The 24523-nt window shown below is 70.8% G+C and carries 18 protein-coding genes; 6 read left to right on the top strand and 12 right to left on the bottom strand.

From position 1 onward, the window contains the following. The first annotated feature begins 98 nt into the window (after positions 1–98). Positions 99–596, top strand: a complete 498-nt coding sequence (locus E9998_RS23875; protein ID WP_204745628.1) for an RNA polymerase sigma factor — start codon at positions 99–101, stop codon at positions 594–596. After that, on the top strand, positions 593–1420 hold the full coding sequence (locus E9998_RS23870; protein WP_136532255.1) for a hypothetical protein: 828 nt from the start codon (positions 593–595) through the stop codon (positions 1418–1420). Before E9998_RS23875 ends, E9998_RS23870 begins: the two co-directional genes overlap by 4 nt. A gap of 56 nt (positions 1421–1476) precedes the next feature. Here the strand turns inward: E9998_RS23870 and E9998_RS23865 are convergent, their stop codons facing one another. The 9 genes from E9998_RS23865 to E9998_RS23825 all read right to left on the bottom strand — a co-directional run bounded on the left by E9998_RS23865 (position 1477) and on the right by E9998_RS23825 (position 12913). Continuing rightward, positions 1477–2031, bottom strand: a complete 555-nt coding sequence (locus E9998_RS23865; protein WP_136532254.1) for an isochorismatase family protein — start codon at positions 2029–2031, stop codon at positions 1477–1479. A 141-nt stretch (positions 2032–2172) separates the two neighbouring features. Continuing rightward, a complete protein-coding gene (gene ctaD / locus E9998_RS23860; RefSeq protein ID WP_136532253.1) occupies positions 2173–3849 on the bottom strand; it encodes an aa3-type cytochrome oxidase subunit I in 1677 nt (558 codons plus the stop codon). Positions 3850–4073: 224 nt separating this feature from the next. After that, complete coding sequence (locus E9998_RS23855) at positions 4074–4478, bottom strand: roadblock/LC7 domain-containing protein (protein WP_136532252.1); 405 nt, start codon at positions 4476–4478, stop codon at positions 4074–4076. Positions 4479–4489: 11 nt separating this feature from the next. Continuing rightward, positions 4490–6910, bottom strand: coding sequence for a sensor histidine kinase (locus tag E9998_RS23850; protein ID WP_136532251.1), 2421 nt, complete (start codon positions 6908–6910; stop codon positions 4490–4492). 91 nt (positions 6911–7001) lie between these two features. After that, a complete protein-coding gene (locus E9998_RS23845; protein WP_136532250.1) occupies positions 7002–8345 on the bottom strand; it encodes a TrkH family potassium uptake protein in 1344 nt (447 codons plus the stop codon). Position 8346: 1 nt separating this feature from the next. Next, positions 8347–9027, bottom strand: a complete 681-nt coding sequence (locus tag E9998_RS23840; protein ID WP_136532249.1) for a potassium channel family protein — start codon at positions 9025–9027, stop codon at positions 8347–8349. A gap of 103 nt (positions 9028–9130) precedes the next feature. After that, the gene (locus E9998_RS23835; protein WP_136532248.1) at positions 9131–10474 is read right to left on the bottom strand and encodes a TrkH family potassium uptake protein; all 1344 of its coding nucleotides are present in this window, start codon (positions 10472–10474) and stop codon (positions 9131–9133) included. A gap of 280 nt (positions 10475–10754) precedes the next feature. Beyond that, the gene (locus tag E9998_RS23830; protein ID WP_136532247.1) at positions 10755–12053 is read right to left on the bottom strand and encodes a hypothetical protein; all 1299 of its coding nucleotides are present in this window, start codon (positions 12051–12053) and stop codon (positions 10755–10757) included. Beyond that, on the bottom strand, positions 12050–12913 hold the full coding sequence (locus E9998_RS23825; protein ID WP_136532246.1) for a class I SAM-dependent methyltransferase: 864 nt from the start codon (positions 12911–12913) through the stop codon (positions 12050–12052). The genes E9998_RS23830 and E9998_RS23825 overlap by 4 nt, the downstream gene beginning before the upstream one ends. Before the next feature lie 183 nt (positions 12914–13096). Between E9998_RS23825 and E9998_RS23820 the strand changes: the two genes are divergently transcribed. Both E9998_RS23820 and E9998_RS23815 read left to right on the top strand, forming a co-directional pair. After that, the gene (locus tag E9998_RS23820) at positions 13097–13900 is read left to right on the top strand and encodes a GntR family transcriptional regulator (protein ID WP_158299974.1); all 804 of its coding nucleotides are present in this window, start codon (positions 13097–13099) and stop codon (positions 13898–13900) included. A 150-nt stretch (positions 13901–14050) separates the two neighbouring features. After that, positions 14051–14851: an SGNH/GDSL hydrolase family protein gene (locus tag E9998_RS23815; protein WP_136532244.1), complete on the top strand. Its 801-nt coding sequence runs from the start codon at positions 14051–14053 to the stop codon at positions 14849–14851. Between the two features lie 83 nt (positions 14852–14934). Here E9998_RS23815 and E9998_RS26000 read toward each other — a convergent pair whose 3' ends face one another. The 3 genes from E9998_RS26000 to eccD form a co-directional block, all read right to left on the bottom strand. Next, positions 14935–15774: a nuclear transport factor 2 family protein gene (locus tag E9998_RS26000; protein ID WP_204745627.1), complete on the bottom strand. Its 840-nt coding sequence runs from the start codon at positions 15772–15774 to the stop codon at positions 14935–14937. Positions 15775–15945: 171 nt separating this feature from the next. After that, positions 15946–17529 (bottom strand): type VII secretion protein EccB, encoded by a 1584-nt coding sequence (gene eccB, locus E9998_RS23805; RefSeq protein WP_136532243.1) that lies wholly within the window; start codon positions 17527–17529, stop codon positions 15946–15948. Positions 17530–17569: 40 nt separating this feature from the next. Next, positions 17570–18940, bottom strand: coding sequence for a type VII secretion integral membrane protein EccD (gene eccD / locus E9998_RS23800; protein WP_158299973.1), 1371 nt, complete (start codon positions 18938–18940; stop codon positions 17570–17572). 310 nt (positions 18941–19250) lie between these two features. On the opposite strand from eccD, the gene eccCa reads away from it, so the two are divergent. Both eccCa and E9998_RS23790 read left to right on the top strand, forming a co-directional pair. Further along, positions 19251–23282 carry a type VII secretion protein EccCa gene (gene eccCa / locus E9998_RS23795; protein WP_136532241.1) on the top strand — a complete coding sequence of 1344 codons (4032 nt, stop codon included), beginning with the start codon at positions 19251–19253 and terminating at the stop codon, positions 23280–23282. Positions 23283–23386: 104 nt separating this feature from the next. Further along, positions 23387–24496, top strand: coding sequence for a hypothetical protein (locus tag E9998_RS23790; RefSeq protein WP_136532240.1), 1110 nt, complete (start codon positions 23387–23389; stop codon positions 24494–24496). Positions 24497–24523: the final 27 nt, after the last annotated feature.

The following is a 24523-nucleotide window of genomic DNA, read 5'->3' as shown; positions in this document are numbered from 1 at the left end:
GTGCGATCGGACGGACTGGGTGCCGATCCCGTGAGGAAAGGAACCGGATGACCGCCAGACCGATGGACCGACAGTCCACTGTGTCTCACTTTTCGGCCGTGTCCTCCGCGGCCGGGGCCGACTTCGACGGGTTCTACGCCGCGAACGTCGGGCAGATCACCGCGCAGATCCGCGCGTACGTGGGGGACCTCGCCGAGGCGGAGGACCTGGTCGCGGAGGCGTTCACGCGGGCGCTGGCGCGTTGGAAGACCATCAGCGCCTACGACAACCCCGCCACGTGGGTGCGACGGGTCGCCTGGAACCTGGCGACCTCGAAGCTGCGCCGGGGCGCGGTGCTGCGGCGGCTGCTGCGCACGCAGCGGCAGGCGAGTGCCGAAGGGCCGCAGCCCGATCGGATCGACTTGGAGTACGCGCTAGCGCAGTTGAACGTTCGCCATCGCAAGGCGGTGATCCTGCGCTACATGGCGGGGATGACGACCGCCGCGATCGCCGAGCAGGAGGGCGTGGCCGAGTCGACCGTCCGCTCCTGGCTCACCAGAGGAAAGGCGGCGCTCGCCGAGCGCCTCCGCATCGAGGAATACGAGGAGCAGCGATGACCACCCCGCGACGAGACCCCCTGCACGCCATGTTCGACCGCTACGAGGAGCGCACCGTCGCCGAGACCGAGCCGCCCACCTCCGGGCAGCTGCGGGTGCGCCTGCGCCGCCGCCGCGGCGCCCAGGCCGCGGTCGCGGGCATCGCCATGGCGGCCCTGGCCGTCCCCGCGGGATGGGCCCTCCAGCAGGCCGGCGCCCAGGGTGACCCCGCCCTGGAGACCGCCGCCGCCGGGGCCTCCGGCGGCTGCACCGAGGACCCGGTCCACGGCCAGGTCCCGACCGGCGGCGAGCAGCCGACCGACAGCGGCGAACAGCCCACGGACGACGGAGGCGACTCCACTCCGGGCGGCGAGCAGCCCACCGACGATGGCGAGCAACCCACGGACGACGGAGGCGACTCCACTCCGGGCGGCGAGCAGCCCACCGACAGCGGTGAACAGCCCACCGAGGAGGCGACGCCTTCCGGCGAGACGCCCACCCCCGGGGAGGAGGGGACGCCGTGCGAGGAGCAGCCCACGCCGGACGGCGAGGAGCCGACGCCGGGGGACGGGCCGGTCCACGACACCGTCGAGTCCGTCGTGGGCGACCTGACGGTGTACACCGACGTCACCGCGATCGAGGGCGGCTGGGAGGTCGCGGTCACCATCCGCAACGAAGGCGACGAGACCTCCGCGCCGTACGTGATCGTCGACTGCACCGCGTCGGGTGTCGAGGACGTCTACCGCGAGGTCGGGGAGTGCGCGTCGGTGGTGCTCGACGACGAGGGCGAGACCCTGGAGCCCGGGTCCGAGCACATCGTCATCTACAGCGTCACCGAGGCCTGAACCTGAACGCGAAGCGCCCCCCGGAAGCCGTGCTTCCGGGGGGCGCTTCGACGTGTCTAGGCGACCGTCACGCCGGCCTCCTTGAACTCCTCCAGGGTCGCCGCGCGGGTCTCCTCGGCGACGGCCGCAGTGTAGTCGAGCAGCACCGTCGTCGCGTAGCCCTCGGCGACCGCGTCGAGCGCCGTGGCCCGCACGCAGTGGTCGGTGGCGATGCCGACGACGTCGACCGCGTCGACGCCGTGCTCGCGCAGCCACGCGTGCAGGCCCGTCTCGCCCGCCGAGCCCTCGAAACCCGAGTACGCGGCCTCGTAGGCGCCCTTGTCGAAGACGGCCTCGGCCAGCGAGTGGTCGAAGTCGGGGTGGAAGCCCGCGCCGGGCGTGCCGACCACGCAGTGCGGGGGCCAGGAGTCGCGGAAGTCCGGTTCGGCCGAGAAGTGCGGGCCGGGGTCGATGTGCCAGTCGCGGGTCGCGACCACGTGGTCCCAGCGTTCGGGTTCGGCGCCGATGAGCGAGGTGACCGCCGCGGCCACGGCCGCGCCGCCCGCGACGGGCAGCGACCCGCCCTCACAGAAGTCGTTCTGGACGTCCACCACGATCAATGCCCGGCTCATGTCTCCGATCCTATTGGCATTCGCGCACCGCTTCAAGCCGCGGGGAGGCCGCGACCCGGTCGAAGGGGCCCGAACCGCCCGCGGCGGACAGGGAAACGGCCCGGGAGGCTCCCCTCCCGGGCCGTTCATGTCGCAGCGGGGTCAGTGACCCTTGACTTCCTTCACCAGATGGCCCCACTTCTCGTCGAAGACGGGGCGCTCGGAGCGGATGCGCGGGAGGCGGTCGAAGTTGCGCAGCGGCGGCGGGCAACTGGTCGCCCATTCGAGCGAGCCGCCGTAGCCCCACGGGTCGTTCGTCTCGACCACGCGCCCGGCCTTCCAGGACTTGAACAGGTTCCAGATGAACGGCAGCGTCGACAGGCCCAGCACGAACGCGCCGATCGTCGAGATCATGTTCAGCGTCGTGAAGTCGTCGGTCTTCAGGTAGTCGGCGTAGCGGCGGGGCATGCCCTCCGCGCCGAGCCAGTGCTGGACGAGGAACGTGGTGTGGAAGCCGATGAACGTCAGCCAGAAGTGCACCTTGCCCAGCCGCTCGTCGTACATGCGGCCCGAGACCTTCGGGAACCAGAAGTACACGCCCGCGTAGACGGCGAACACGATGGTGCCGAACAGGACGTAGTGGAAGTGCGCCACCACGAAGTAGGAGTCCGAGACGTGGAAGTCGACCGGGGGGCTCGCGAGCAGTACGCCCGAGAGGCCGCCGAGGAGGAACGTCACCAGGAAGCCGATGCTGAACAGCATCGGCGTCTCGAAGGTCAACTGCCCCTTCCACATGGTGCCGATCCAGTTGAAGAACTTGACGCCCGTGGGGACCGCGATGAGGAAGGTCATGAGCGAGAAGAACGGCAGCATGACCGAACCGGTGGCGTACATGTGGTGGGCCCACACCGCCATCGACAGGCCCGCGATCGCCAGCGTCGCGGCGACCAGGGTCTTGTAGCCGAAGATCGGCTTGCGGCTGAAGACCGGGAAGATCTCGGAGACGATGCCGAAGAACGGCAGCGCCACGATGTACACCTCGGGGTGCCCGAAGAACCAGAACAGGTGCTGCCACAGGATCGCGCCGCCGGTCTCGGAGTCGAAGACGTGCGCGCCCAACTGGCGGTCGGCCATGACGGCGAGGAGCGCCGCGGCCAGGATCGGGAAGACCAGGATCACCAGGAGGCTCGTGATGAGGATGTTCCAGGTGAAGATCGGCATCCGGAACATGAGCATGCCCGGGGCGCGCATCGTCACGATCGTGGTGATCATGTTGACCGCGCCGAGGATGGTGCCCAGACCCGAGATGGTCAGGCCCACGAACCACATGTCCGCGCCGATCCCCGGGGAGTTCACCGCGTTCGACAGGGGCTGGTAGGCGAACCAGCCGAAGGACGCCGCGCCGCCGGGGGTGATGAAGCCCGAGACCGCCAGGAGCGAGCCGAGCAGGTACAGCCAGTAGGCGAACGCGTTCAATCGCGGGAACGCCACGTCGGGCGCGCCGATCTGGAGCGGCACCAGGTAGTTGCCGAACGCGAACACGATCGGGGTCGCGAACATGAGCAGCATGATGGTGCCGTGCATCGTGAACAGCTGGTTGAACTGCTCGGAGGACACGATCTGGAGTCCCGGCTGGAACAGCTCCGCGCGGATCAGCAGCGCGAGCACGCCGCCGATGGCGAAGAACGCGAACGACGTGACGAAATAGAGCAGGCCGATCTGCTTGGCGTCGGTCGTTCGGAGTGTGCGGGCGAGCCAGGAGCCGTTCGGCTCGCGGCGCACCGGCCACGGCCGCGCGACGACAGGCGTTGGCTCCAGCTTGGGCTCAACCGTGGTCACCTGTGGGCCTCCAGATTCGTTTTCCAGGTAGCGAACGCAGCATAGCTCCGCGAACGGCCGCCAGTGCGGAGGGGCGTTGCGGAAGCGGCGTGGCGGTGCGTGACCGCCTACTGCGTTTTCAGTGGTACTCCCAGGTCGACCGAGCGACCGGGCATAGGGGAGGGGCGCCGCGCGCGGTACGTCCGAGGGCGTGCCCGCGCGCGGGTGAGCAATGTCCCAGCGGTTCAGATACCGCCGCGGGCGTCGGGTTCCAGGGCCGCGTACACGCGCTTGACCAGGAGGGCCGTCTCGTAGCCGACCTGTCCGAGGTCGCAGCCGGCGTTGGCGAGGACCGCGAGCTGGGCGCGGTCGCCGACGGCCATGAGCAGCAGGACGCCCTCGTCCATGTCGATGACCGACTGGCGGATCCGGCCGGCGTCGAGCACCTTCGCCGCACCGGTCGTCAGGCTCGCGAGACCCGAGGTGATCGCGGCGAGCTGGTCGGCCCGGTCGGTCGACAGACCCCGGGAGGCGGCGATGGCGAGGCCGTCGACGGACACCGTGAGCGCCTCGGAGACGTCCGGGACCTTCTCCACGAAGGAGGTCAGGAGCCAGTCGAGTTCACCGACGTTCTTGTCCTTGCTATCCATCTCGCTGCTTTCTATTGGCGTTGTTCATGTGCGGCGGCCGCCGCGATGCCTGAGGCGAAACCGGCGAGCCGGTCCCGGATCTCGGCCGGATCGAGGTCGGCTCCGCCGCCGGGGCGAGGGGCGGGAACGGAGCCGGGGAGCAGGCGGGTGCCCGGCGCGCGACGGGGCAGTTCGGCGCCGTTGACCCTGCCTGTGGTTTCGAGTGCTCGGTTCACCTTCCTGAAGGTAACATCCAGCGTCTCGGGGCCCGGTCCCGCAGTGGGCCGGGAGCCGTTGGCGCCGTTGAGTGTTCCTCCGGCGACAGGGCGTGGTTCCGGGGTGGTCCCGGCCTTGCGCGGGCGCGGGACGATCGGTTCGACCGAGCCCTGCGCCGAGCCCTCCGCGCCCGTGCCGGTCACCGGCAGGTTCGCGGCGGTCGCCGAGAGCGCCCGGCGCGCGGCCGAACCGCCCACGGAGTCCGGGGACAGGCCCACCGGGTCCTCGGCGTGCGCGCTCGCCGGGATGCGCACCAGCGCGAGCGTCCCCTTGCCCATCGTCGAGTGCAGCTGCACGCTGATCGAGTGCTCGGCGGCGAGGCGGCCGACCACGAGCAGGCCCATGGTCGCCGTCAGCTCCGAGTTCAGCTGGGTCGGCTCGGCGAGGCGCCGGTTGATCGCCGCCATCGGCTCGGGCGCGAGGCCGATGCCGTCGTCGGCGATCGAGATGACGATCTCCGAGCCGGTGCGCCGCGAGGTCACCCGCACCGACTGCGTCGGCGGCGAGTAGGCCGCGGCGTTGTCGAGCAGCTCGGCGAGGATGCGCACGAGGTCCCCGGCGGGCTTGGTCTCCAGGCGGGCGGCCACCGGGTTCTCGACCACGACGCGCCCGGCGTCCTCGATCTCGGCCACGGCGTCGCGGACGATCGCCTCCAGTCCCGCGGGGTGGCTGTAGCGGCGCTGAGGGTCGCCGCCGGCGAGCAGGAGCAGGTTCTCCTCGTTGCGGCGCATACGGGCCAGCAGGTGGTAGACGCTGCGCCACTCGTCGGGGACGGCCTGGCCCGGCGCGCCCTCCACGAGCGCCTCCATGACCTGCTGCTGGCGGCGGATGAGGCTCTGCCCGCGGCGGGCGAGGGTCTTCATCATCGCCTCGACGTCGATGCGCAGCAGCGCCTGGTTCGCCGTCTGGCGCAGGGCCTGGTGGTGGGCGGCGCTGAAGGCCTCGGCGAGGGAGTCGAGCTCGTCGGCGTAGCGCGAGTCGGTCGCCATGATCGTCTGGCGCTTCGCGGCCTGGAGCAGCCGGTCCACCTCGTCGGCGTTGCCCGCCTGGGACACCGCGGCCACGGTCTTGGGCAGTGTGTCGTAGGCGGCGGTCAGGGTCGCTTCGCGGACGCCGTCGACGCGGAGGCTGATGCGCCGCGCCAGCATCGCCGCGGAGATGATCGCCGTCAGCGCCAACACGAGCACCAGCGCGAGCGTCGTCAGCAGGGTCCGCGAGGAGGCGTCGCGCATCGCCTCGACGTCCTCGTAGAGTGCGTCGATGATGGAGCCCTGCGTCGTGTCCAGGGAGGCCACGATCGCGCCCTGGGAGGTGAGGAAGTCGTCGGGGGAGATCGAGGGGATGTTGCCGCGCAGGTAGACGCCGAGGGCCTCGCGGGCGGCGCGGGCCTCGTCGGACTCCGAGGTGCGCTTGTAGACGGCGCTGGTCTCGGCCGAGGCGTTGGCCTGGAACTCCACGATCTGGCGGTCGAAGGACCCCGAGAGGTAGGAGACGGTCCCGAGGGTCTCCTTGCCGACCGACAGCGACCCGTCCTGGGCGAGGATGGCGAGGTCGGCGCTGACGGTGAACTGGATCTCGGCGGCGATCCGGCTGGCCTGCATGACCGCGGCGAGCGAGTCGAGGTGGGAGGAGACCTGCGCGTCGTCGACCAGGCGGGGCAGGATCGAGGCGACGCTGACGACCTGGTCGGCCACGTCGCGGTAGACGCCGTAGCCCGACTCGACCTCCTCGTCGCCGAAGTCGGCGTCGCCGGAGGCGAGCGAGTCGAAGGCCGCGCGGGCCGTCTCCAGGTCGGCGACGTCGGCGAAGAGCTGGTCGAGGTCGTCTTCGAGGTCGGGGAAGCGGGCCGCGGCGGCGTCGGCGATCGACTCCAGGTCGCGGAAGGCCGCGTCGGTCTCGCGGCGGGCGACCGCGGCGTCGAACTGGCCGCCGCCGCCGTCGATGACGGTGCCGACGAGGGGCCCGGCCTCGGCCCGGTGGGCTTCGAGGGCGCGGTTCAGGCCCGCGGAGAGTTCGGCGAGCACCTCGGCGTCCGTCGCGTCCTGGTACTCGTCCCAGACGCTGACGGTCTGGAAAAGCCCGAGGACCAGCATCCCCATGAGCGCTGCCGCGATGGGCAGCATGAGCTGCATGCGGATGGGGAGTCGACTGGTGCGCGGCCGGGCTTTACGGGACATCGAGGGGCGTCCTTTCTGAGGGCGACGATCCGCGCTGCGGCGTGCTGCTGACCATCTTCGCCTGTGGGTGCAGGGCCTCGTGAGGCGGGGCTCACCCCACGAGCGGGCGTGTCTCTGGGTAGCGGTACAGGCGGCGTCGGGTACGCAGCGCCAGTGAGGCGGCGAACAATACCGGACCGACGCGGCCGGTGTACATCGCGATGGCCAGCAGCCACTTCGAGGGATCGGAGAGGTCGAAGGTGATCCCTGTGGACTGTCCGACGGTGGCGAAGGCGCTGGTCACCTCGAACATGACGGCGGTGAGTTCGGTGTCGCGCTCGAAGTGCTGCATGAGGAACACGCCGAAGGCGTTGCAGGCGATGAACACCAACGCGACGGTGAGGGCCTCGCGGATGACGGCGGGGCCGATGCGGCGGCGGAAGGCGTTGACGTCCCGCTCGCCGCGCAGCTCCGCCCAGATCACCCACAGCAGCACGAAGAACGTGGTCACCTTGATGCCGCCGGCGGTCGAGGCCGAACCGCCGCCGATGAACATGAGGATGATCGTCGCTAGCAGCGAGTCCTCGTTCATCGCGCCGACGTCGATGGAGTTGAAGCCGGAGGTGCGGGCGACGGCCGACTGGAAGAACGCCGGCAGGAACCGGTCGTGCCAGGGCCACTGGCCGAGCGTGGCGGGGTTGGTCCACTCGAACGCCAGGAACGCGACGGTCCCGCCGACCAGGAGGATCGCGCTGCCGGTCAGGGTCATCTTGGTGTGCACCGACCACCGCCTGCGGCGTCGGCCCCGGCGGGTGAGTTCGAAGACCACCGGCATGCCCAGGCCGCCGAGGATCGTCCCGGCGGCGAGCGGCAGCGAGATCCACGGGTCGGTCGCGAAGCCCATGATCGAGTCGGAGAACAGCGCGAACCCGGCGTTGTTGAACGCCGACACCGAATGGAAGACCCCGAGCCACAGCGAGTGCGCGCCGTACCCGTACGAGCCGAACCGCGCCGTCAGGATCGCGGCGATCACCAGCTCGCCGGCGGCCGTGAACGCGAGCGTGCGCAGGAGCACCGACCGCACGTCGCCGAGGTCGAGCGCGACGCTGTGCTCGGCGCGGGCCATGAGCGTGGTGCGCAGCCCGAACCTGCGGGAGACGAGGAGGCCGAGCAGCACCGCGCTCGTCATGAGCCCCAGGCCGCCGATCTGGATGCACGCCAGGATCACGACCTGGCCGAACGTCGACCAGTGAACAGGAGTGTCCACTGTGGCGAGACCAGTCACGGACACGGCCGAGGTCGCGGTGAACGCCGCGTCGGTGAGGCGGGTGGCCCCGGGTCCGGCCTGCGAGACAGGGAGCATGAGGAGTCCGGTGCCGGCCAGGATCGCCGCCAAGAATCCCAGCGGGATGACGCGCACCGGCTGGGAGAGGAACGCCTTGACCTTCGCGCGCATGTCAGGTGGTGGAGGCGAAGGCCTCGACCTTCGTGGTCGCCCCGGAGACGATGAGGGTGTCCTCGGCGGCGATGACGGTGTCGGGCGTGGCGTACGTGAAGTCCTGCCCCGGCTGCTTGACGCCGACGACGGTGACGCCGTACTTCGAGCGCAGCTTCGACTCCGCGAGGGTGCGCCCGACCGCCTCGGCCGGGGCCTTGGTCTTGACGATCGCGAAACCGTCGTCGAACTCGATGAAGTCGAGCATCTTGCCGCTCACCAGGTGCGCGACCCGCTCGCCCATCGCCGCCTCGGGGTAGACGACGTGGTGGGCGCCGGTGCGGTGCAGGATCTGGCCGTGCTTGGCGTTGATCGCCTTCGCCCAGATCTCGCGGACGCCGACCTCCTCGCACGCCAGGACCGTCAGGACGCTCGCCTCGATGTCGGTGCCGATCGCGACCACCACGTGGTCGAACTCGCCGACGCCCAGCTGCGCGAGCACCGCCGCCTCCGTCGAGTCGGCCTGCACCACGTGCGTGAGCGTCTCGGAGGCCTTCTGCACGATGTCGGGCCGCTCGTCGACCGCGAGCACCTCGTGGCCCAGGCGCGTCAGCGACTCGGCGACGGCGGACCCGAAGCGGCCCAGGCCGATCACGGCCACGGTCTCCTCAGTCGGGCTCTCGCCCCTACCGAACAGGTTCATCAGTCCACTCTCTTCGACGGGTGAGGGCGCGAAGGCGCCGCGAGGCCTGATTCTGCCACCAGCGGCGCCCCGGCGGGGTGCGCACTCCGGCCCGGCGCCGGCCTCATCCGACCAGCGGCCGGGCGTCGGGGTAGCGGTACATGCGGTGGCGCGGGCGCAGCGCCAGCGAGGCCGCGAACAGCACCGGGCCGACGCGCCCGGCGTACATCGCGATGGCCAGCAGCCACTTCGAGGGCTCCGACAGCTCGTACGTCACGCCGGTGGACTGCCCGAGCGTCGCCAGGGCGCTCGTCACCTCGAACATGATCGGCATGAGCGGCAGCTCCGGTTCGAACCGCTGCATGAGGAAGATCCCGAACGCGTTGCAGGCGATGTAGACCAGGGCGATCGTGAGGGCCTCGCGGATGACCGACGGGTTGATGCGGCGGCGGAACGCCGTGACGTCGGGCTCGCCGCGCACCTCGGCCCAGATCACCAGCAGCAGCACGAAGAACGTGGTCACCTTGATGCCCCCCGCCGTCGAGGCCGAGCCGCCGCCGATGAACATGAGGATGATCGAGGCCAGCTGCGAGTCGTCGTGCATGGCGCCGACGTCGATCGAGTTGAGGCCCGCGGCGCGCACCATCGAGGTCTGGAAGAACGCGGGCAGGAACCGGTCGTACCAGGGCCACTGGCCGAACGTGGCCGGGTTCGACCACTCGAAGGCCAGGAACACCAGCCAGCCGCCGACCAGCAGGATCGCGCTGCCGGTGAGGGTGAGCTTGGTGTGGACCGACCACTGCCTGCGGCCCCAGCGGCGCCGCGTCATCTCGAAGATGACCGGCATCCCCAGGCCCCCGAGGATCGTCGCGAAGCACAGCGGCAGCGAGATCCACGGGTCGGTCGCGTAGCCCATGATCGAATCCGAGAACAGCGCGAGACCGGCGCTGTTGAAGGCGCTGCCCGCGTGGAAGATCCCGTACCAGGTCGCCGTCCCGGCGTCGAACCCGTACGTGGAGAAGCGGACCGCCAGGATCACCGCGGTCACCGTCTGGACCGCGAGCGAGACCGCGCCGGTGTGCAGCAGCACCGACTTGACGTCGCCCAGGCCCAGCGCGGGGCTGATCTCCATGCGCGTCATCAGCTTCGTGCGCAGCCCGAGCTTCTTGCTGACCAGCAGGCCGATGAGGACCGCGCTGGTCATGATGCCCAGGCCCCCGACCTGGAACAGCAGCCAGATCACGAGCTCGCCGAAGCCGCTGAAGTGCACGGGGGTGTCGAGCACTGCCAGGCCGGTCACCGAGACCGCGGAGGTCGAGGTGAAGAACGCGTCGGTGAAGGAGTACCCTGCGCCGGTGCTCGCCGCCGGGAGCATGAGCACGAGCGTGCCCGCGAGGATGACCGCGAAGAAGATCAGCGGTATGAGCCGTGCGGGGTGACGGAAGAACGCCTTGATGTTCGCGCTCATGGACGGCGGGTCCGGTCCGCGCCGCGCGGGTCGGCGGGCGCGGGCGACGGGTTCCTCGGAACGGGTGCTGGCACGGTGTCTGATTCTGCCACCCGCCGCACCCGCGCGGGGTGCGCGGCCCGGGCGCGACCCGCCGCGGGCGCGAATGAGGGGGGCGGTCGATAACCCCTCATGACCGCCCCCCTCGAACACCCCTAACACTCTCCAAGGATGGAGGAGACTCCAATGCTACTCCCGTGGACCGTCCTCAAGGAAGTCCCGAAGCCGGACCGGTTGCCGCTCAGACCTTCTCCTCGCGCACCGCTTCGGCGCCCTCGGGCTCGCGGAGCTTCGCGTGCGCGGGCGGGACGGCCGCGGGCGTCGCCGACCGGCGGCGCTGGCGGGCCACCGCGCGGGGCCGCGGCGCCCGCGCGCCCTTCGCCTTCGGCTTCGCGGTGCGCCGGGCCGACCGCGGCAGGATCAGCGCGATCAGGCCGATCGCGATGAGCCCCACCAGGCTGGGGACGACCGTCACGCGCGCGATGAGCGACTGCTGCGACAGCAGGAACACCGTCGCGTCGAGCACGAACGCGGCCGAGGCGACCACCGCGAGTGCCGAGGCGACCCGGTTGAGCCGCTGGTCGAGCGCCTCGGCGCGGTGCGAGGAGGCCGCCACGAGCGAGTTGCCGACGTAGCCCAGGAGTTTGTCGGCCCGGGACTCGGTGTCGTCGAGACCGATGCACTGTCGCGCGGCCATGTAGGCGACGCGGTGCTGCTGGCCCGACTCGATCCGGTAGGTGTCGAGGTAGTGGTAGTCCGACCAGACCCGGTCGAGGAAGTTGCGGAAGGCGTGCACGTCCGCCATCTTCGGGTCCTCGCGCGCGAGGTCGACGAGGATGCGGCGCCCGCCGAGCACCGCCCCGATGAGCAGCGACTGCTGCGCGGTGGCGATGTCGGTGGGCTCCATCATCGTGAGCACCTCCGCGAGCGGCAGGTCCGGGTCGGCGTCCCACGCGTACGTGTAGGACAGCAGGATGCGGCACTTGGGGCCCGTGACCAGCTCGGCGAAACGCGGGTCGCAGGCCCACGGCGGGTCCTCGGTCACGAAGTGGCAGTTGTAGCGCACCGAGCGGCGGTCCATGGGGGACTCGGCGCCGCCCAGGACCCGGTCGGGGCGAAGCACCAGGTCGCTGATGAGGCCGCTCTCGACGGCCGCGGCCAGGACGGCCGCGAGGATCGGCGTGTCCGCGTCGCGCAGCGTGTTGTTGACGCGCGCGTCGAGGGCGTCGAGCTCGTGCACCGGCATCGCCCGCAGGTCCGCGTCGTGGCGCAGCGCGTAGCTGACCAGGACCGAGCCGGCGTCCAGGACGCGGGCGCGGCAGCCGACGATCTCGACGCCGGGGAGGTTCACCTTCGCGGTGATCACGCCGGTGAGGTCGAGCTCGGTCAGGGCCTCGGGGTTGTACGCGAGCGACCCGAGCGTGCCGGGCACGGCCCGGACCCGGCCGTGGCCGGGGACGTCCACGGCGTCGGGCGTGTCCTGGGGCGCGGTGTAGTGCAGCGGGTAGGACCGCGTCTGGACGTGCAGGACTCCGGTCACGGCGCCGCCTTGAAGGGGGTGACGGCCACGTACTCGGGGATGAGGTCGTCCTCGGGCACCGACACGGCGCCCATGTACCGCTGCTGGAGGTCGTCGGGGCCCTGGTCGTCCACGGCCTCGCCCAGGAGCGAGGGCAGCTCGCCCCGCGCGAAGTACGTCGCGTCCTCGGGGATCGACCGGTCGCGGAACCAGTCCCGCTGCTTCGCGAGGACCCGGTTGCTCTCCGCGAAATCAGGCCAGTACGTGATGATCGTCACCGTCTTGGTGCCGAAGCGGCTGCCCAGCCCCGCGAGCGCCCGCGCCGCCACCGGCGGCAGGTAGTAGAGCATCCCCTCGACCAGGAACGCGACCGGCCGCCCCGCGGCCACCTCCCGCACCGTGTCCGCCAGCGCGTCGATCGCCGCCGTGCTGCTCAGGTCCGCCGTCAGCAGGCGCACGTCCCGCTCCGGCAGGACCCCCGCCTCCACCAGCTCCGCGATCCGGCGCCCCTTCGCCTCCGCGATCCGCGGCAGGTCGATCCCGAGCGCCGTCGTGAACGGCAGCTGCCACGGGTAGGACGAGAAGCCCGCCCCGCACTCGACCAGCACCGTGTCCGGGTCCTCGCGCAGCGCCGCCGCAAGCGCCTCGAACACCCGCCGGCGCCGCAGCGACACCACCAGGTCGTCGTGCGGGTAGACGGTGTCGGCGTACTCGTCCCACAGGTCGCGCACCGCCGGCCGGTCCGTCTCGGGTATCCACGCGCGGGCGGTCTCGTCCCCGGCGAGGTCGGGCATGCGGGCGCGGGACTCGTTGACGAGGTAGGCGGTCAGCTCCACCCCGTGTCGTAGGGACGATGAACCGGAGTCGGTACGGCTGCTCATAACCTCACTATGGCAGACCGGCGCAAAGAATGCGTTCCACCATCACGCCCGCCCAAACCACGCGGCCCGCCCGCCCGTGGGCCGCACCTCGCCGACCGGGCGCAACCCGGCCTTTGCGCCGAGCGTGGATTCCCAGTGGCGCTAAAATGCTGCCCAGAAGCGACACGGGAGGACAGGCCGGCAGTGACCGATCGCAGCAGTGGGACGCACGCGCTCTCGGGCGCGCGCCAGGTGGGCCGCCTCGCCCCCGTGCGCCGCACCTCCACCGTGGACCTCATCGCCGAGCGCCTGCGCGAAGCGGTCGTCGAGGGCTCGCTCCCGCCCGGCGCCGCGCTCGGCGAGGCCGAACTCGCCTTCCAGCTCGGCGTCAGCCGCGGCCCCCTCCGCGAAGCCATGCAGCGACTCACCGCCGAAGGGCTCCTGGTCATCCCGCGCCGGCGCGGCCTGGCGGTGCGCACCATGACCGCCGAGGACGTGCGCGACGTCCACTGGCTGCGCGCCCGCATCGAACCCGAGCTCGGCCGCCGCATCCTCGCGCGCCCCGCCGCCGAGCGCAAGACCGTCCTGGCCGAGCTCGGCGCCGAGGTCAAGCGGATGCAGCGCGCCCTCAGGAGGGACGACGCCCGCGCCCTCGGCGACGCCTACCTCGACTTCCACCGCGCCCTCGCCGCCTGGGGCGGGTCGCTGCGCCTGGCGCGCATGATGGGCACGCTCCTCATCGAGACGCGCCTGTGCGCCTTCTCGATGTACGAGCACTTCGAGGTCCACCGCGACCTCGTCCCCGAGCACGTCGCCTTCGTGGAGGCGCTGGCCGCCGAGGACGCGGCCCGTTTCGCGGCGCTGGTCGAGGCGCACCTGGAAGCGGAGGTGCGGCGCCTGCTCGACGAGCCCGCCGTGGCCGCGGACGAGGACGACGAGCGGCTGCTGGCCGAGACTCCGGACGAGCCGCAGCCGCTCGACCGCCTCGACCTCCCCGAGGGCCTCTGAGCCACCGCCGGTCCCGGGACCTCCTGTCCCGCAACCGGAACGAGTCGTGTCAACTTTCCGACACACCGCATTCCACTGCTGGACCGACCGTTATGCGACCGATATAAAGAGGGCTCCGACACCCGGACAAAATTCGAGACGGAGCCCAAAATGTCCCACCCCAGGCGAATCTCCACATTGGCGGCCGCACTGGTCGCCGCCGTCGTGTCAGCGCTGGCGTTCACGGGCGGCACCGCCCAGGCCCAGACGATCGAGTACGTCGCCCTCGGCGACTCCTACGCCTCCGGCGTCGGCACCCGCTCCTACATCGACGACGGGACCGACTGCAGCCGCTCGGCCCTGGCCTACCCCTCCCTGCTCGCCGACGAGCTCGGCGCCGACCTCGACTTCGCGGCCTGCTCGGGCGCGAAGACCGGGGACGTGCTCACCGAGCAGCTCGGCGGGCTCTCCGCGAGCACCGACCTCGTCACCATCACCATCGGCGGCAACGACACCGGATGGTCCGGCATCGTCCAGCAGTGCGCCTACCCCTACCCGTGGACCTGCGACAGCCAGATCGCCGCGGCCGAGACCTTCATCCGCAACCAGCTGCCCGCCAAGCTCCACGCCGTCTACGACGCCGTCGAGGACGCCGCGCCGAACGCCCGCGTCATCGTCCTTGGCTACCCGCGGCTCTTCAACGGCGAGCAGTGCAACGTCATCACCCGCATCAGCCCCGCCGAGCAGGCCGACCTCAACGACGCGGCCGACCTCCTCGCCCAGACCATCGGCGCCGCCGCCGGCAGCCGCGGCTTCGACTACGTCGACGTCCGCGACGCCTTCGACGGCCACACCGTCTGCGACGACGCCGAATGGCTCAACGGCCTCTCCTGGCCCATCTCGGAGTCCTTCCACCCCAACCAGACCGGTCAGTCCAGCGGCTACTACCCGCTCCTGTCCGCCCTCGTCTGAGGCACCCGCCCGCCGCCCCTCACGCGGCGGTCGACAAGGGCCCCACCGGAACTCCGGTGGGGCCCTTCGTCATCGGGCGGGGGTCACTCCCCGCTGAAGAACGAGTCGTCGCAGATGAGCCAAACGCCGTCCTCCTTGACGAAGTCCAGCGTGTCGTCGGACTCGGTCGGCTCGGCGGTCCACGAAGTCACGTTGAACTCGTCGTCGAACTCGGGGACCGGGAAGTTCATCGAGATGTGGACGTCCACCGTCGCGGCGTCGCCCTCGACGTTCTCGCCCTTGACCTCGTACTGGAAGTCGGGGTCGATGTCGACCGGCGGCACCTCGGTGCCCATCTCCTCCTCCAACGTGCTCATGTCGAAGCCCGAGGCGAACTCCTCCATGCTTTCGCGGGTGTCGGCGCAGAAGTACACCTTCAGCTCGTCGACCGCGGCCTGCGAGGCGTCGGCGTCACCGGAGTACGAGGTCTCCATGAAGCCGCCGACCTCGGAGAGGAACTTCTCCGCGACGTCCGACGGCGAGTCGGAGGCCGACGGCGCGCCGCCGCCCCAGGGCTTCAGGACCAGGAGGACCACCGCGGCGATGAGGACCACGGCGCCGATAGCGGCGCCGACGATGAGGCCGGTCTTCTTCTTCGGGGCCGGCGGGAGCCCGCCGTAGCCCGGCTGCTGGCCGTAACCGGGGGGAGGCGGCGGCTGCTGGCCGTATCCGGGCTGCTGCCCGTACCCGGGAGGAGGCGTCTGGCCGTAGCCCGGCTGCTGGCCGTACCCGGGCTGCTGGGGTTGCTGCCCGTACCCGGGTTGCTGGCCGTACCCGGGCTGCTGCGGCTGCTGCCCGTAGCCCGGCTGCTGCCCGTACCCGGGCTGACCTTGCGGAGGTTGCTGGTTCGGGTCGAATCCCGGCTGCTGGGGCGGGTAGGCCATGACGATTCCTCGAATGGTCGGGAGTGTGTCGCGCCAGGCTAACACGCGGACGCCATCGCCAGTGGCGTCCGAACGGGAACGGCAGGGGCGGTGCGGGAACCTTCCGGTCCCCGCACCGCCCGCGTCCGCAATGGAGGCCCGGTCTCGCGCGGGACCAGGCCTCTTCGTCCGTCAGCCGCCCTCGCCCTCGGCGGGGGCCTCCGTCTCGTACCGCTGCACCTTGCTGTCGTCCATCACCAGCTGCTTGCGCGCCTCGTACGGACTCAGGTCCGCGCCCTTGGGGATCATCTGGATCATCGTGTCCGGCACCGAGATCGAATCGACGCCCTTGTACCCGAGCAGGTTCTGCGTCGCGTCGGTCTCGCCCTCGTCCACGAGGCCGAACTGGAAGCCGAGGCTGTCGACCAGGTACGTGTTGCTCTGCACCGTCGCGCCCGAGTTGGTGCGCGAGTCGGCGAGCACGGCCCGGCCCGGCGGGAGCACGGTCTGGGCGGTGAGCCCGTCGACGCTGGAGTGGATCTCCCCCTCCTTCGTGAACTCCACCGAGCGCGCCTCGTCGACCAGCAGATCGGGAGCCGTGTCGTACAGGGCCACGTTGATCTCGGTCTCGCCGTCCTGCGGGTCGACCGGGTCGTAGACCGTGCACAGCGCCGGCCGGCCGCCCTCGGGCTCCCACACCGTGTCGCTCAGCACCGCCTTGGGGAAGTTCGGGTGCCCGTAGCTGGCCTGCGCCCCGAATTCGGTCAGGGCGGTCGGGCTGACCGTCAGCGGCGAGCCGTACTCGGCCTCCAGCAGGGCCTCCTGCGTCTCGGTGATCGTGGAGAGCTCGTCGCCCTCGTCCTCGGTCTGGAGGAGGACGTAGAAGCTCCCGGAGATCTCAAGCGGCCAGCCGTAGGGGACGGGCGTGCCGTCCTCGGCCTGCACGCCCTGCGCGGAGTTCTGGGTGAAGTACTCGGGAAGATCGACTTCGAGCGGCGAACCCGGCAGGATCGTGTTGATGACGTTCTCGTTCACCGCGATCGCCTGCCCCTCGGTCAGCCCCAGCGCGCTGAGCACCTCGGGGTCGTCGATGAGGTAGCTCCGGTCGTTCCACAGCAGGTAGTAGATCTCCTGCTCACCCTCGGGAACGTCGATGGCCGGAGTGATGAGGACCCACTTGTCGTCGCCGAGCCAGAAGGTCGGCTCCTCCATGTCGGTGATGACGAGCTGCGTGAGCTGGTGGGTCCGGACGCTCCCGTCCTCGCGCGGCATCGAGCAGGCGTTCCAGTCCTGGTCCTGGAGCAGCTCCTCGGCCGTCGGCGGCTGCGCGGGCACGTTGTCGATCCCGACCATGAAGCCGCGCGGGATGTCCTTGAGCGACGTGGCCTTCAGCGACTGGACCGGCGGATCGCCGTCATACGGCTGGAGCAGCAGCAGCGCCGAGGTGAAGTTCGTGACCGGCCACAGCTTCGCCTCGTTGTCCTCGTTCGGCTCCTTGCCGTCCGCGGTCGTGTACACGTAGATCGCGCTGGAGCCCTTGACCTGGATGATGTGGTTGAACAGGGGCGCGTCGTTGCCCTTCCCGAACAGGGTCGCGACCGCGAAGCCGCCGAAGATCACCACCATCACCATCACCGAAGCGAAGATCGAGACGCCGATGCGCCGCAGCGGCCGCTCGATCGAGTCGGGGTTGGCCAGCACCAGCGCCTGGTTCATGCGCGAGGTGATGAAGCGGTGGGCCTCCACCTGTTCGCGGCGGGAGCGCATCTGGGCCATCGGTATTCGCCTCTCTGGGAGTCGATGTCAGGGAGTGGGGTCAGCCTCGCAGCGACAGGGCGATCGAGTACAGGTCGCAGACCCAGCCGACCAGCGGCAGGATCGACACGATGAGCAGGGCCTCGATGATGTCGAGGGCGCGGCCCCAGGTCGGGGCGATCTTCTTGCCTGCCACGGCCAGGCCGTAGACCATCGCGATGAGCGTCAGCAGCGTCAGCGCGCCGAGGATCACCGTGAGCCGGACCAGGATCGAGTCGGTGCCGAAGAACACCGCGGCGAGGGAGGCCGCGAGGGAGCCCATGCCGCCGGCGAGCATCACGATGCGCCCGGGCCGGTCCTCCACCGTCCGCGAGCGGCTCAGCAGCACCAGGCCGAGGATGACCGCGAGGATCAGCCCGGGGGTCTGGCCCGAGAACGCCAGCGCGATCGCCGAGATGAGGCCGACCACGGAGGCGAACGAGTACAGGGCCTCCAGGTAGTTCCCGGCGTGCTCGGAGAGCTTGAGGATCCGCTTGCCGTCGATCGCCTCGGCGTCGCCCTCCTTGAGCTCCTCGGTGGTCGCCGGGAGCTGCGGGGTGGGGACCATCGCCATCGACAGCGACAGGCGCGGGGCGGCCGGGAGGATCGCCAGCGCCAGGGGCGCGGCGATGCCGGCGGCGGTCGCGGCCGAGCTGTCGGGGATGACCATCATCAGGGCGGTCGCGATGCCCAGGACCACGGCGCCGAGGATCGTCACGATGAAGACCGGCGCGGAGGCCATGTCGCCGACCGCGACCATCGACAGGACGCTGAACAGCAGGATCGCCGAGGCCGCGATGAGGACGTGGGGGCCCTCGAGGTCGAACAGGGCGGTGTCGCCCCCGGCGATGAGGAGGCCGCCGACGCCCGCGTACAGGACGGCGGTGACCCCGAAGTAGGTGGCGGCGCGCGAGTCGCCGACCGCGCGCGAGAGCAGGGCGGCGGCGCCGACGAGGACCGCGGCGATGCCGAGTCCGACGATCGCGCTCGCGAGGTGCCCGGTGAGGAGGATCGCGACGGCGCCGACGGCGAGCGCCGCGGTGCCGACGCCGACGCTGAAGCGCTTGGTCGCGAGGTGGTCCCAGCGGTTGCCGCGCTGCTCGGTGGCGGTGGCGACGGCGTCGATGATGTCGTCGAAGACGACTTCGGGCTTGGCGGCGTCGGCGGGGTTGAGGTAGAGCATCTCGCCGTCGGTGATCCCCAGCTGGGAGCAGGAGTGACCGGTGTCGAGGGCGTCCTCGCCGAGGCGGGAGAGGATCCAGCCGCCGTTGTCGCCTGCCTCGTCGATGTAGTACTCGCCGGCCTGGTGCAGGATCGTCGGCAGCAGGTCGGAAAGGGGGACGTCTGAGGGCAGTGCGAGGTCGATCCTGGTGCGAGGACTGACGATCGTCACCCTTGAGAGAGTGGCCGACTTGGTGCTCACCGCGTGAACCTCCGGGTCAGGTCGGTAATCGGGGGACCGTTCAAGGATAATTCCCTCGTGCAACGGCGGGTGTACCGGCCGTGTGGCGATACGGTTCTACCCTGTTAGTGCGATACTCGACTGAGCGCACGTACAACCTTTATACGGCAAGACCAGATCACGTCTCGCCAGCGTCGCCGCGAACGCCGAGGCACGGCTCGCGGGCAGCCTCGCGGCTCCCGCGGGGCGTCGATCGGACGCGAGCGGTGCACGCATCCCCCGGTGACCACAAGGACCCTCTGTGACGACCAAACTCTTCCGCAGGCCTCCGCGTAAACGCGGGCCGCAGGCTCCGCGAGGCGACATCCTCCTGGAGGCGCCGCCGGACATGCCCGATCCGCAGCCCAAGAACATCTCGCAGTATCTGATGATCCTGCCGATGCTCGCGGGCGCCGCCGCGATGGCGATGATGATGATGATGCGGACCACGGGCGGTTCCGGCTCGGGCGGCAACAACACCATGCGCATCGCGATGGGCGCCATGATGGGCATCTCGATGGTGGGCATGATGGCCACCAGCATGGGCGGCAACCGCGCCCAGAAGAAGGCCGAGTTCAACGCCGACCGGCGCGACTACATGCGCTACCTCAACCAGGTGCGGCGCCGCGCCCGCAAGGGCGCCGAGCGGCAGTGGCGGGCGGCCCGGTGGCGCCACCCGGACCCGAAGGCCCTGTGGTCGCTGGTCGGCTCGAGGCGCATGTGGGAGCGCCGTCCCAAGGACGACGACGCGCTGGACATCCGCGTGGGCATCGGCAAGCAGCGCATGACGATGAAGCTGGTGCCCCCCGAGACGAAGCCGGTCGAGGACCTGGAGCCGATGACCTCGATGGCGCTCAGGCGCTTCGTGGCGGCCCACTCGAACGTGATCGACATCCCCCGGTCGATGAAGTACACCGAGGCCGGGCGGCTGGTCCTGCGGGGCGACCGGGCCCTGGTCCTGGACAACCTGCGCGCCCAGCTGGCGCAGCTCGCGGTGCTCCACTCGCCCGACGACGTGATCGTCGCGGTCGTCGCGGACAACGAGCGGATGCCCGAGTGGCACTGGATGAAGTGGTTGCCGCACCTCCAGCACCCCAGCGCCGAGGACGGCGCGGGCCCGGTGCGGATGTTCTACAACACGACCACGCAGCTGGAGACCTCGCTGCGCGACCAGCTGTCGAGCCGCGGCGCCTGGTCGCCGGGCGCGGGCGCGGGTGAGGGCCAGGCACAGCTGGTCGTCATCCTCGACGGCGGCGAGGTCGACCCGACGGGCATCATCGCCGCCGACGGCATGGCCGGGGTCACGGTCTTCGACTTCTCCGGCTACCTGCCGCGCAAGCCCGGTCCGCAGATCAAGCTCTACGACGTCACCGAAGAGGAGATCTACACCGACCAGGCCGGGCGCCGCCGCGTGCTCGGCAAGCCCGACCGGCTCTCGTACAACCAGGCCGAGGGCGTGGCGCGGTCGCTGTCGCCGTGGCGCCTGTCGCTGAAGAACGCGAGCGGCGCGACCGAGTCGGGCGACGAGGACGCCTCGCCGATGGCGAACCCGTCGAGCCTGCCCGAGATGCTCGGGTTCAACGACTCGGCGGCGCTCGACCCGGCGATCCACTGGCGCGAGAAGCCCGTCAAGGACTACCTGAAGGTCCCGATCGGGCCCGGCCCGGACGGGGCGATCGTCGACATCGACTTCAAGGAGTCCGCGGTCGGCGGCATGGGCCCGCACGGCCTGCTCATCGGCGCGACCGGTTCGGGCAAGTCGGAGGTGCTGCGCACCATCGTGGGCTCGCTCATCGCGACGCACTCCTCCGAGGAGCTCAACTTCATCCTCGTCGACTTCAAGGGCGGCGCGACCTTCGCGGCCCTCGACGACCTGCCGCACGTCAGCGCCGTGATCACCAACCTCGCCGACGAGATCGAGCTGGTCGACCGCATGGCCGACGCGCTCGAAGGCGAGCTGGTGCGGCGCCAGGAGGTGCTGCGGGCCAACGGCAACTTCACCAACCGGTGGGAGTACGAGAAGGCGCGCAAGGCCGGGCAGCCGCTCGACCCGATGCCGACGCTGCTCATCATCGCCGACGAGTTCTCCGAGATGCTCGTCGCCAAGCCCGAGTTCATCAACCTGTTCCTCCAGATCGGCCGCATCGGCCGCTCGATCGGCGTGCACATGCTGCTCGCCTCGCAGCGGCTCGAAGAGGGCAAGCTCAAGGGCCTGGACACGTTCCTGTCCTACCGGGTCGCGCTGCGCACGTTCTCCGCGCAGGAGTCGCGCACCGTCATCGGCTCCGGCGCGGCCTACGAGCTGCCGCAGGCGCCCGGCCACGGGTACCTCCAGGTCGGCACCGAGGACCTGGTGCGCTTCCGCGCCGCCTACGTCGGCGGGACCTACAAGCCGCCGAAGCGGGTCGCCTCGCGCGCCGAGCGCATCGCGGCCGTGCAGCACAAGGTGCAGCGGTTCCTGCCCGGCTTCGTCGAGCTCCCGCCCGAACCCGAGGTGGAGGAGGAGCCCGAGGAGGAGGTGCCGGCCGAGGCCGAGGACGAGAACGAGAAGCTCTCCGACCTCGAGGTCATGGTGAACAACTGCATCGGCATGGGCCGCCCGGCCCACGAGGTGTGGCTGCCGCCGCTGGCCGAACCGCCGACGCTCGACCAGCTGCTCCCGCCGCTGGAGGCCGACCCGCAGCGGGGCCTGACCCCGAAGGGCTTCTCCCTCAACGGGAAGCTCCACGCCGTTCTCGGCGAGGAGGACCGCCCCTTCGAGCAGCGCCGCAGCCCGTTCGTGGTCGACCTCTCCGGCGCCCAGGGCACCGTGGCCATCGCCGGCGGCGCCCAGTCGGGCAAGTCGACGATGCTCCGCGGCATGATCGGCTCGCTCGCGCTCCTGCACACGCCGCGCGAAGTGCAGTTCTACTGCCTCGACTTCGGCGGTGGCACCCTGCGCGGCATCGAGGACCTCCCGCACGTCGCGGGCGTCTTCGGCCGCCAGGAGGAGGAGGGCGTGCGCCGCACGATCCAGGAGGTCACGAGCATCCTGGACGACCGGGAGGCCTTCTTCACCGCCAACAAGATCGACGGCATGGGCTCCTACCGGCGCATGAAGGCCGAGGGCCGCTTCCAGGAGGACCCGTACGGCGACGTCTTCCTCGTCATCGACAACTGGATGACGCTGCGCGAGGACTTCGAGCCGTTCGTCGACCAGGTCCGCGCCATCGGCAACCGCGGCCTCGCCTACGGCGTGCACGTCATGGTCACCTGCACCCGCTGGGGCGACATCCGCATGAACATGCGCGACATGTTCGGCCTGAAGCTGGAGCTGAAGCTCTCGGACAACATGGAGTCCGAGATCGACCGCAAGGCGGCGGCGAACGTGCCGAAGAACCGCCCCGGCCGGGGCCTGTCGCTCCAGAAGCTCCACTTCCTGGCGGGCGTGCCGCGCATCGACGGCGTCCGCGACGGCGACAACCTCCTGCCGGGCGTCGAGGACTTCGTCAAGAAGGTCAAGCAGGCCTGGCGCTTCGCGCCGTGCCCCGAGGTGCGGCTGCTGCCGCGCCAGCTCAAGGCGTCCGACTTCCTCCAGGCGGTCGACCGCTCCAAGCCGGGCATCCCGATCGGCCTCAACGAGGCCGGGCTCAAGCCGGTGTACCTCGACTTCCAGACCGAGCCGCACCTGCTCGTCTTCGGCGACTCCGAATCGGGCAAGACCAACCTGCTGCGGCACATCGCCCGCGAGATCCAGGCGAACTACACGCCGCAGGAGGCCAAGGTCATCATGGCCGACTACCGGCGCGGGATGCTGGAGGAGATCGCCAAGCCGACCCTGCTGGACTACGCCATGTCGGGCAAGCAGTTCGAGAACTCGGTGAAGAACCTCCGGGGCCCGATCGAACGGCGCCTGCCCGGCGACGACGTCTCCCCGGCGCAGCTGCGCGACCGGTCCTGGTGGACCGGCCCGGACCTGTACCTCATCGTCGACGACTACGAGATGGTCGCCCAGCGCGCCAACCCGATGTCGCCGCTCGCCGAGCTCATCCCGCAGGGCCGCGACATCGGCTTCCACGTCATCATCGCCCGCCGCGCCTCCGGCGCGTCCCGAGCGATGATGGACCCGATCGTGGGGCAGATCAAGCAGCTCGAATCCCCGGGCCTGCTCATGAGTGGCCGCAAGGAGGAAGGCGCGATCTTCGGGAAACTGCGGCCCAGCCCGCAGCCCCCGGGCCGCGGCACCCTCGTGCGCCGCAAGGACGGCGAACAGCTCATCCAGACCGCGCTGCTCCCCCCGAACGGCTCCGCCTAGGCAAGACCCCGCGGGGCCGCCGACGCAACCGGTCGGCGGCCCCGCGGCGTATCAGGTGCAGCAAGGCAACCACCCCCTTCGCCGCACCCACGACAAGGGCCCATATGAAACCAATGCTCACGCACCCCGGCGTCGAGACCTCACCCATCGAGGCGCCCACCGACCTCCCCCGCCGCCGACTCCCCGCGACCGTCCTCGCCCTCCAGGCACTCCTGCTCGCCGAGACCGCCGCGCTCGTCTGGATCTGGCTGTGGACCTGGCACGGCGTCCAGGCCTACGCCTGGCCCGGCGTCGACAACGGCCTGTTCGAACGCGGCCTGTCCTACCTGCTCATCCTCGCCCCCGCCGTCCCGGTCAACCTCCTCGCCGCGATCTGGCTCGGCCGCGGCGGACGCCGCGCCCGCCTCTACCTCGCCGCCGCCGGGACCCTCGCCGCCGTCCAGCTCGTCCTGCTGCTGACGCCCTCGGCGATGCCCGTGCGCGAGGCCATGAGCGACGGCGCCGCCGCCGTCGGCATCCGCTTCCTCCTCGTCGTCGTCCCGATCCTGTTCGCGGGCGTCGCCGTCAGCGCCCACGCCCACACCCGCGCCTGGCTCGGCGACGGGCCCGTGCGCCCCCGCAGCCGCATCGCGGGCGTCGAGACCGCCGTGTGGTGCCTCGCGCTCGCCCTCGCCGTCGGCACCGGGACCGAGGCGCGCGAATGGGCCGAGGCCGCCGCCGCGCCCCAGGACCAGCTCGGCCGGTTCGCCGAGCCCGGCACCTGGGCCCGCCTGGAGGACGCCGTCGCCGACACCGTCGCCGGACTCCCGGCGTTCACCGGTTTCGTCTCCCGCGCCGTCGAGGTCACCTCCTGCGACTACGCGAACCCCGCGGGCCTGTCGACCTACCGCTACGCCCTCGAATACGGCCTTCACGCCGCCGAGGCCGGCGCCGACGAGGCCGCCATCGCGGCCCTGTGGGCCGAAGGCGACCACCGCCTCACCTACGACGGCGAGACCCTCGAAGGCACCCGCCGCATCACCGCCGAGCGCCTCTACAGCGCCGACGACGAGGTCTTCACCCTCACCCTCCGCTACACCGGCGGCGAGGTCCCCCTCCTCCACCTCGAAAGCCCTTGCGTCGAGCGGACCGACCACACCCCCGAATGCCTTCCGGCCCAAGGCGACCCCGAGACCGACACCGTCGAGGGCCTCCGCTGCCCCGACCTCGGCTGACCGCCGGGCCTGGCGGCGGCCCCCTAT

This window comes from Glycomyces paridis (genome assembly GCF_004912155.1).
Classification (GTDB): Bacteria; Actinomycetota; Actinomycetes; order Mycobacteriales; family Micromonosporaceae; genus Glycomyces; species Glycomyces paridis.
The sequence above is the reverse complement of the archived record's forward strand: the minus strand, read 5'-3'. Positions and strand labels throughout refer to the sequence as shown.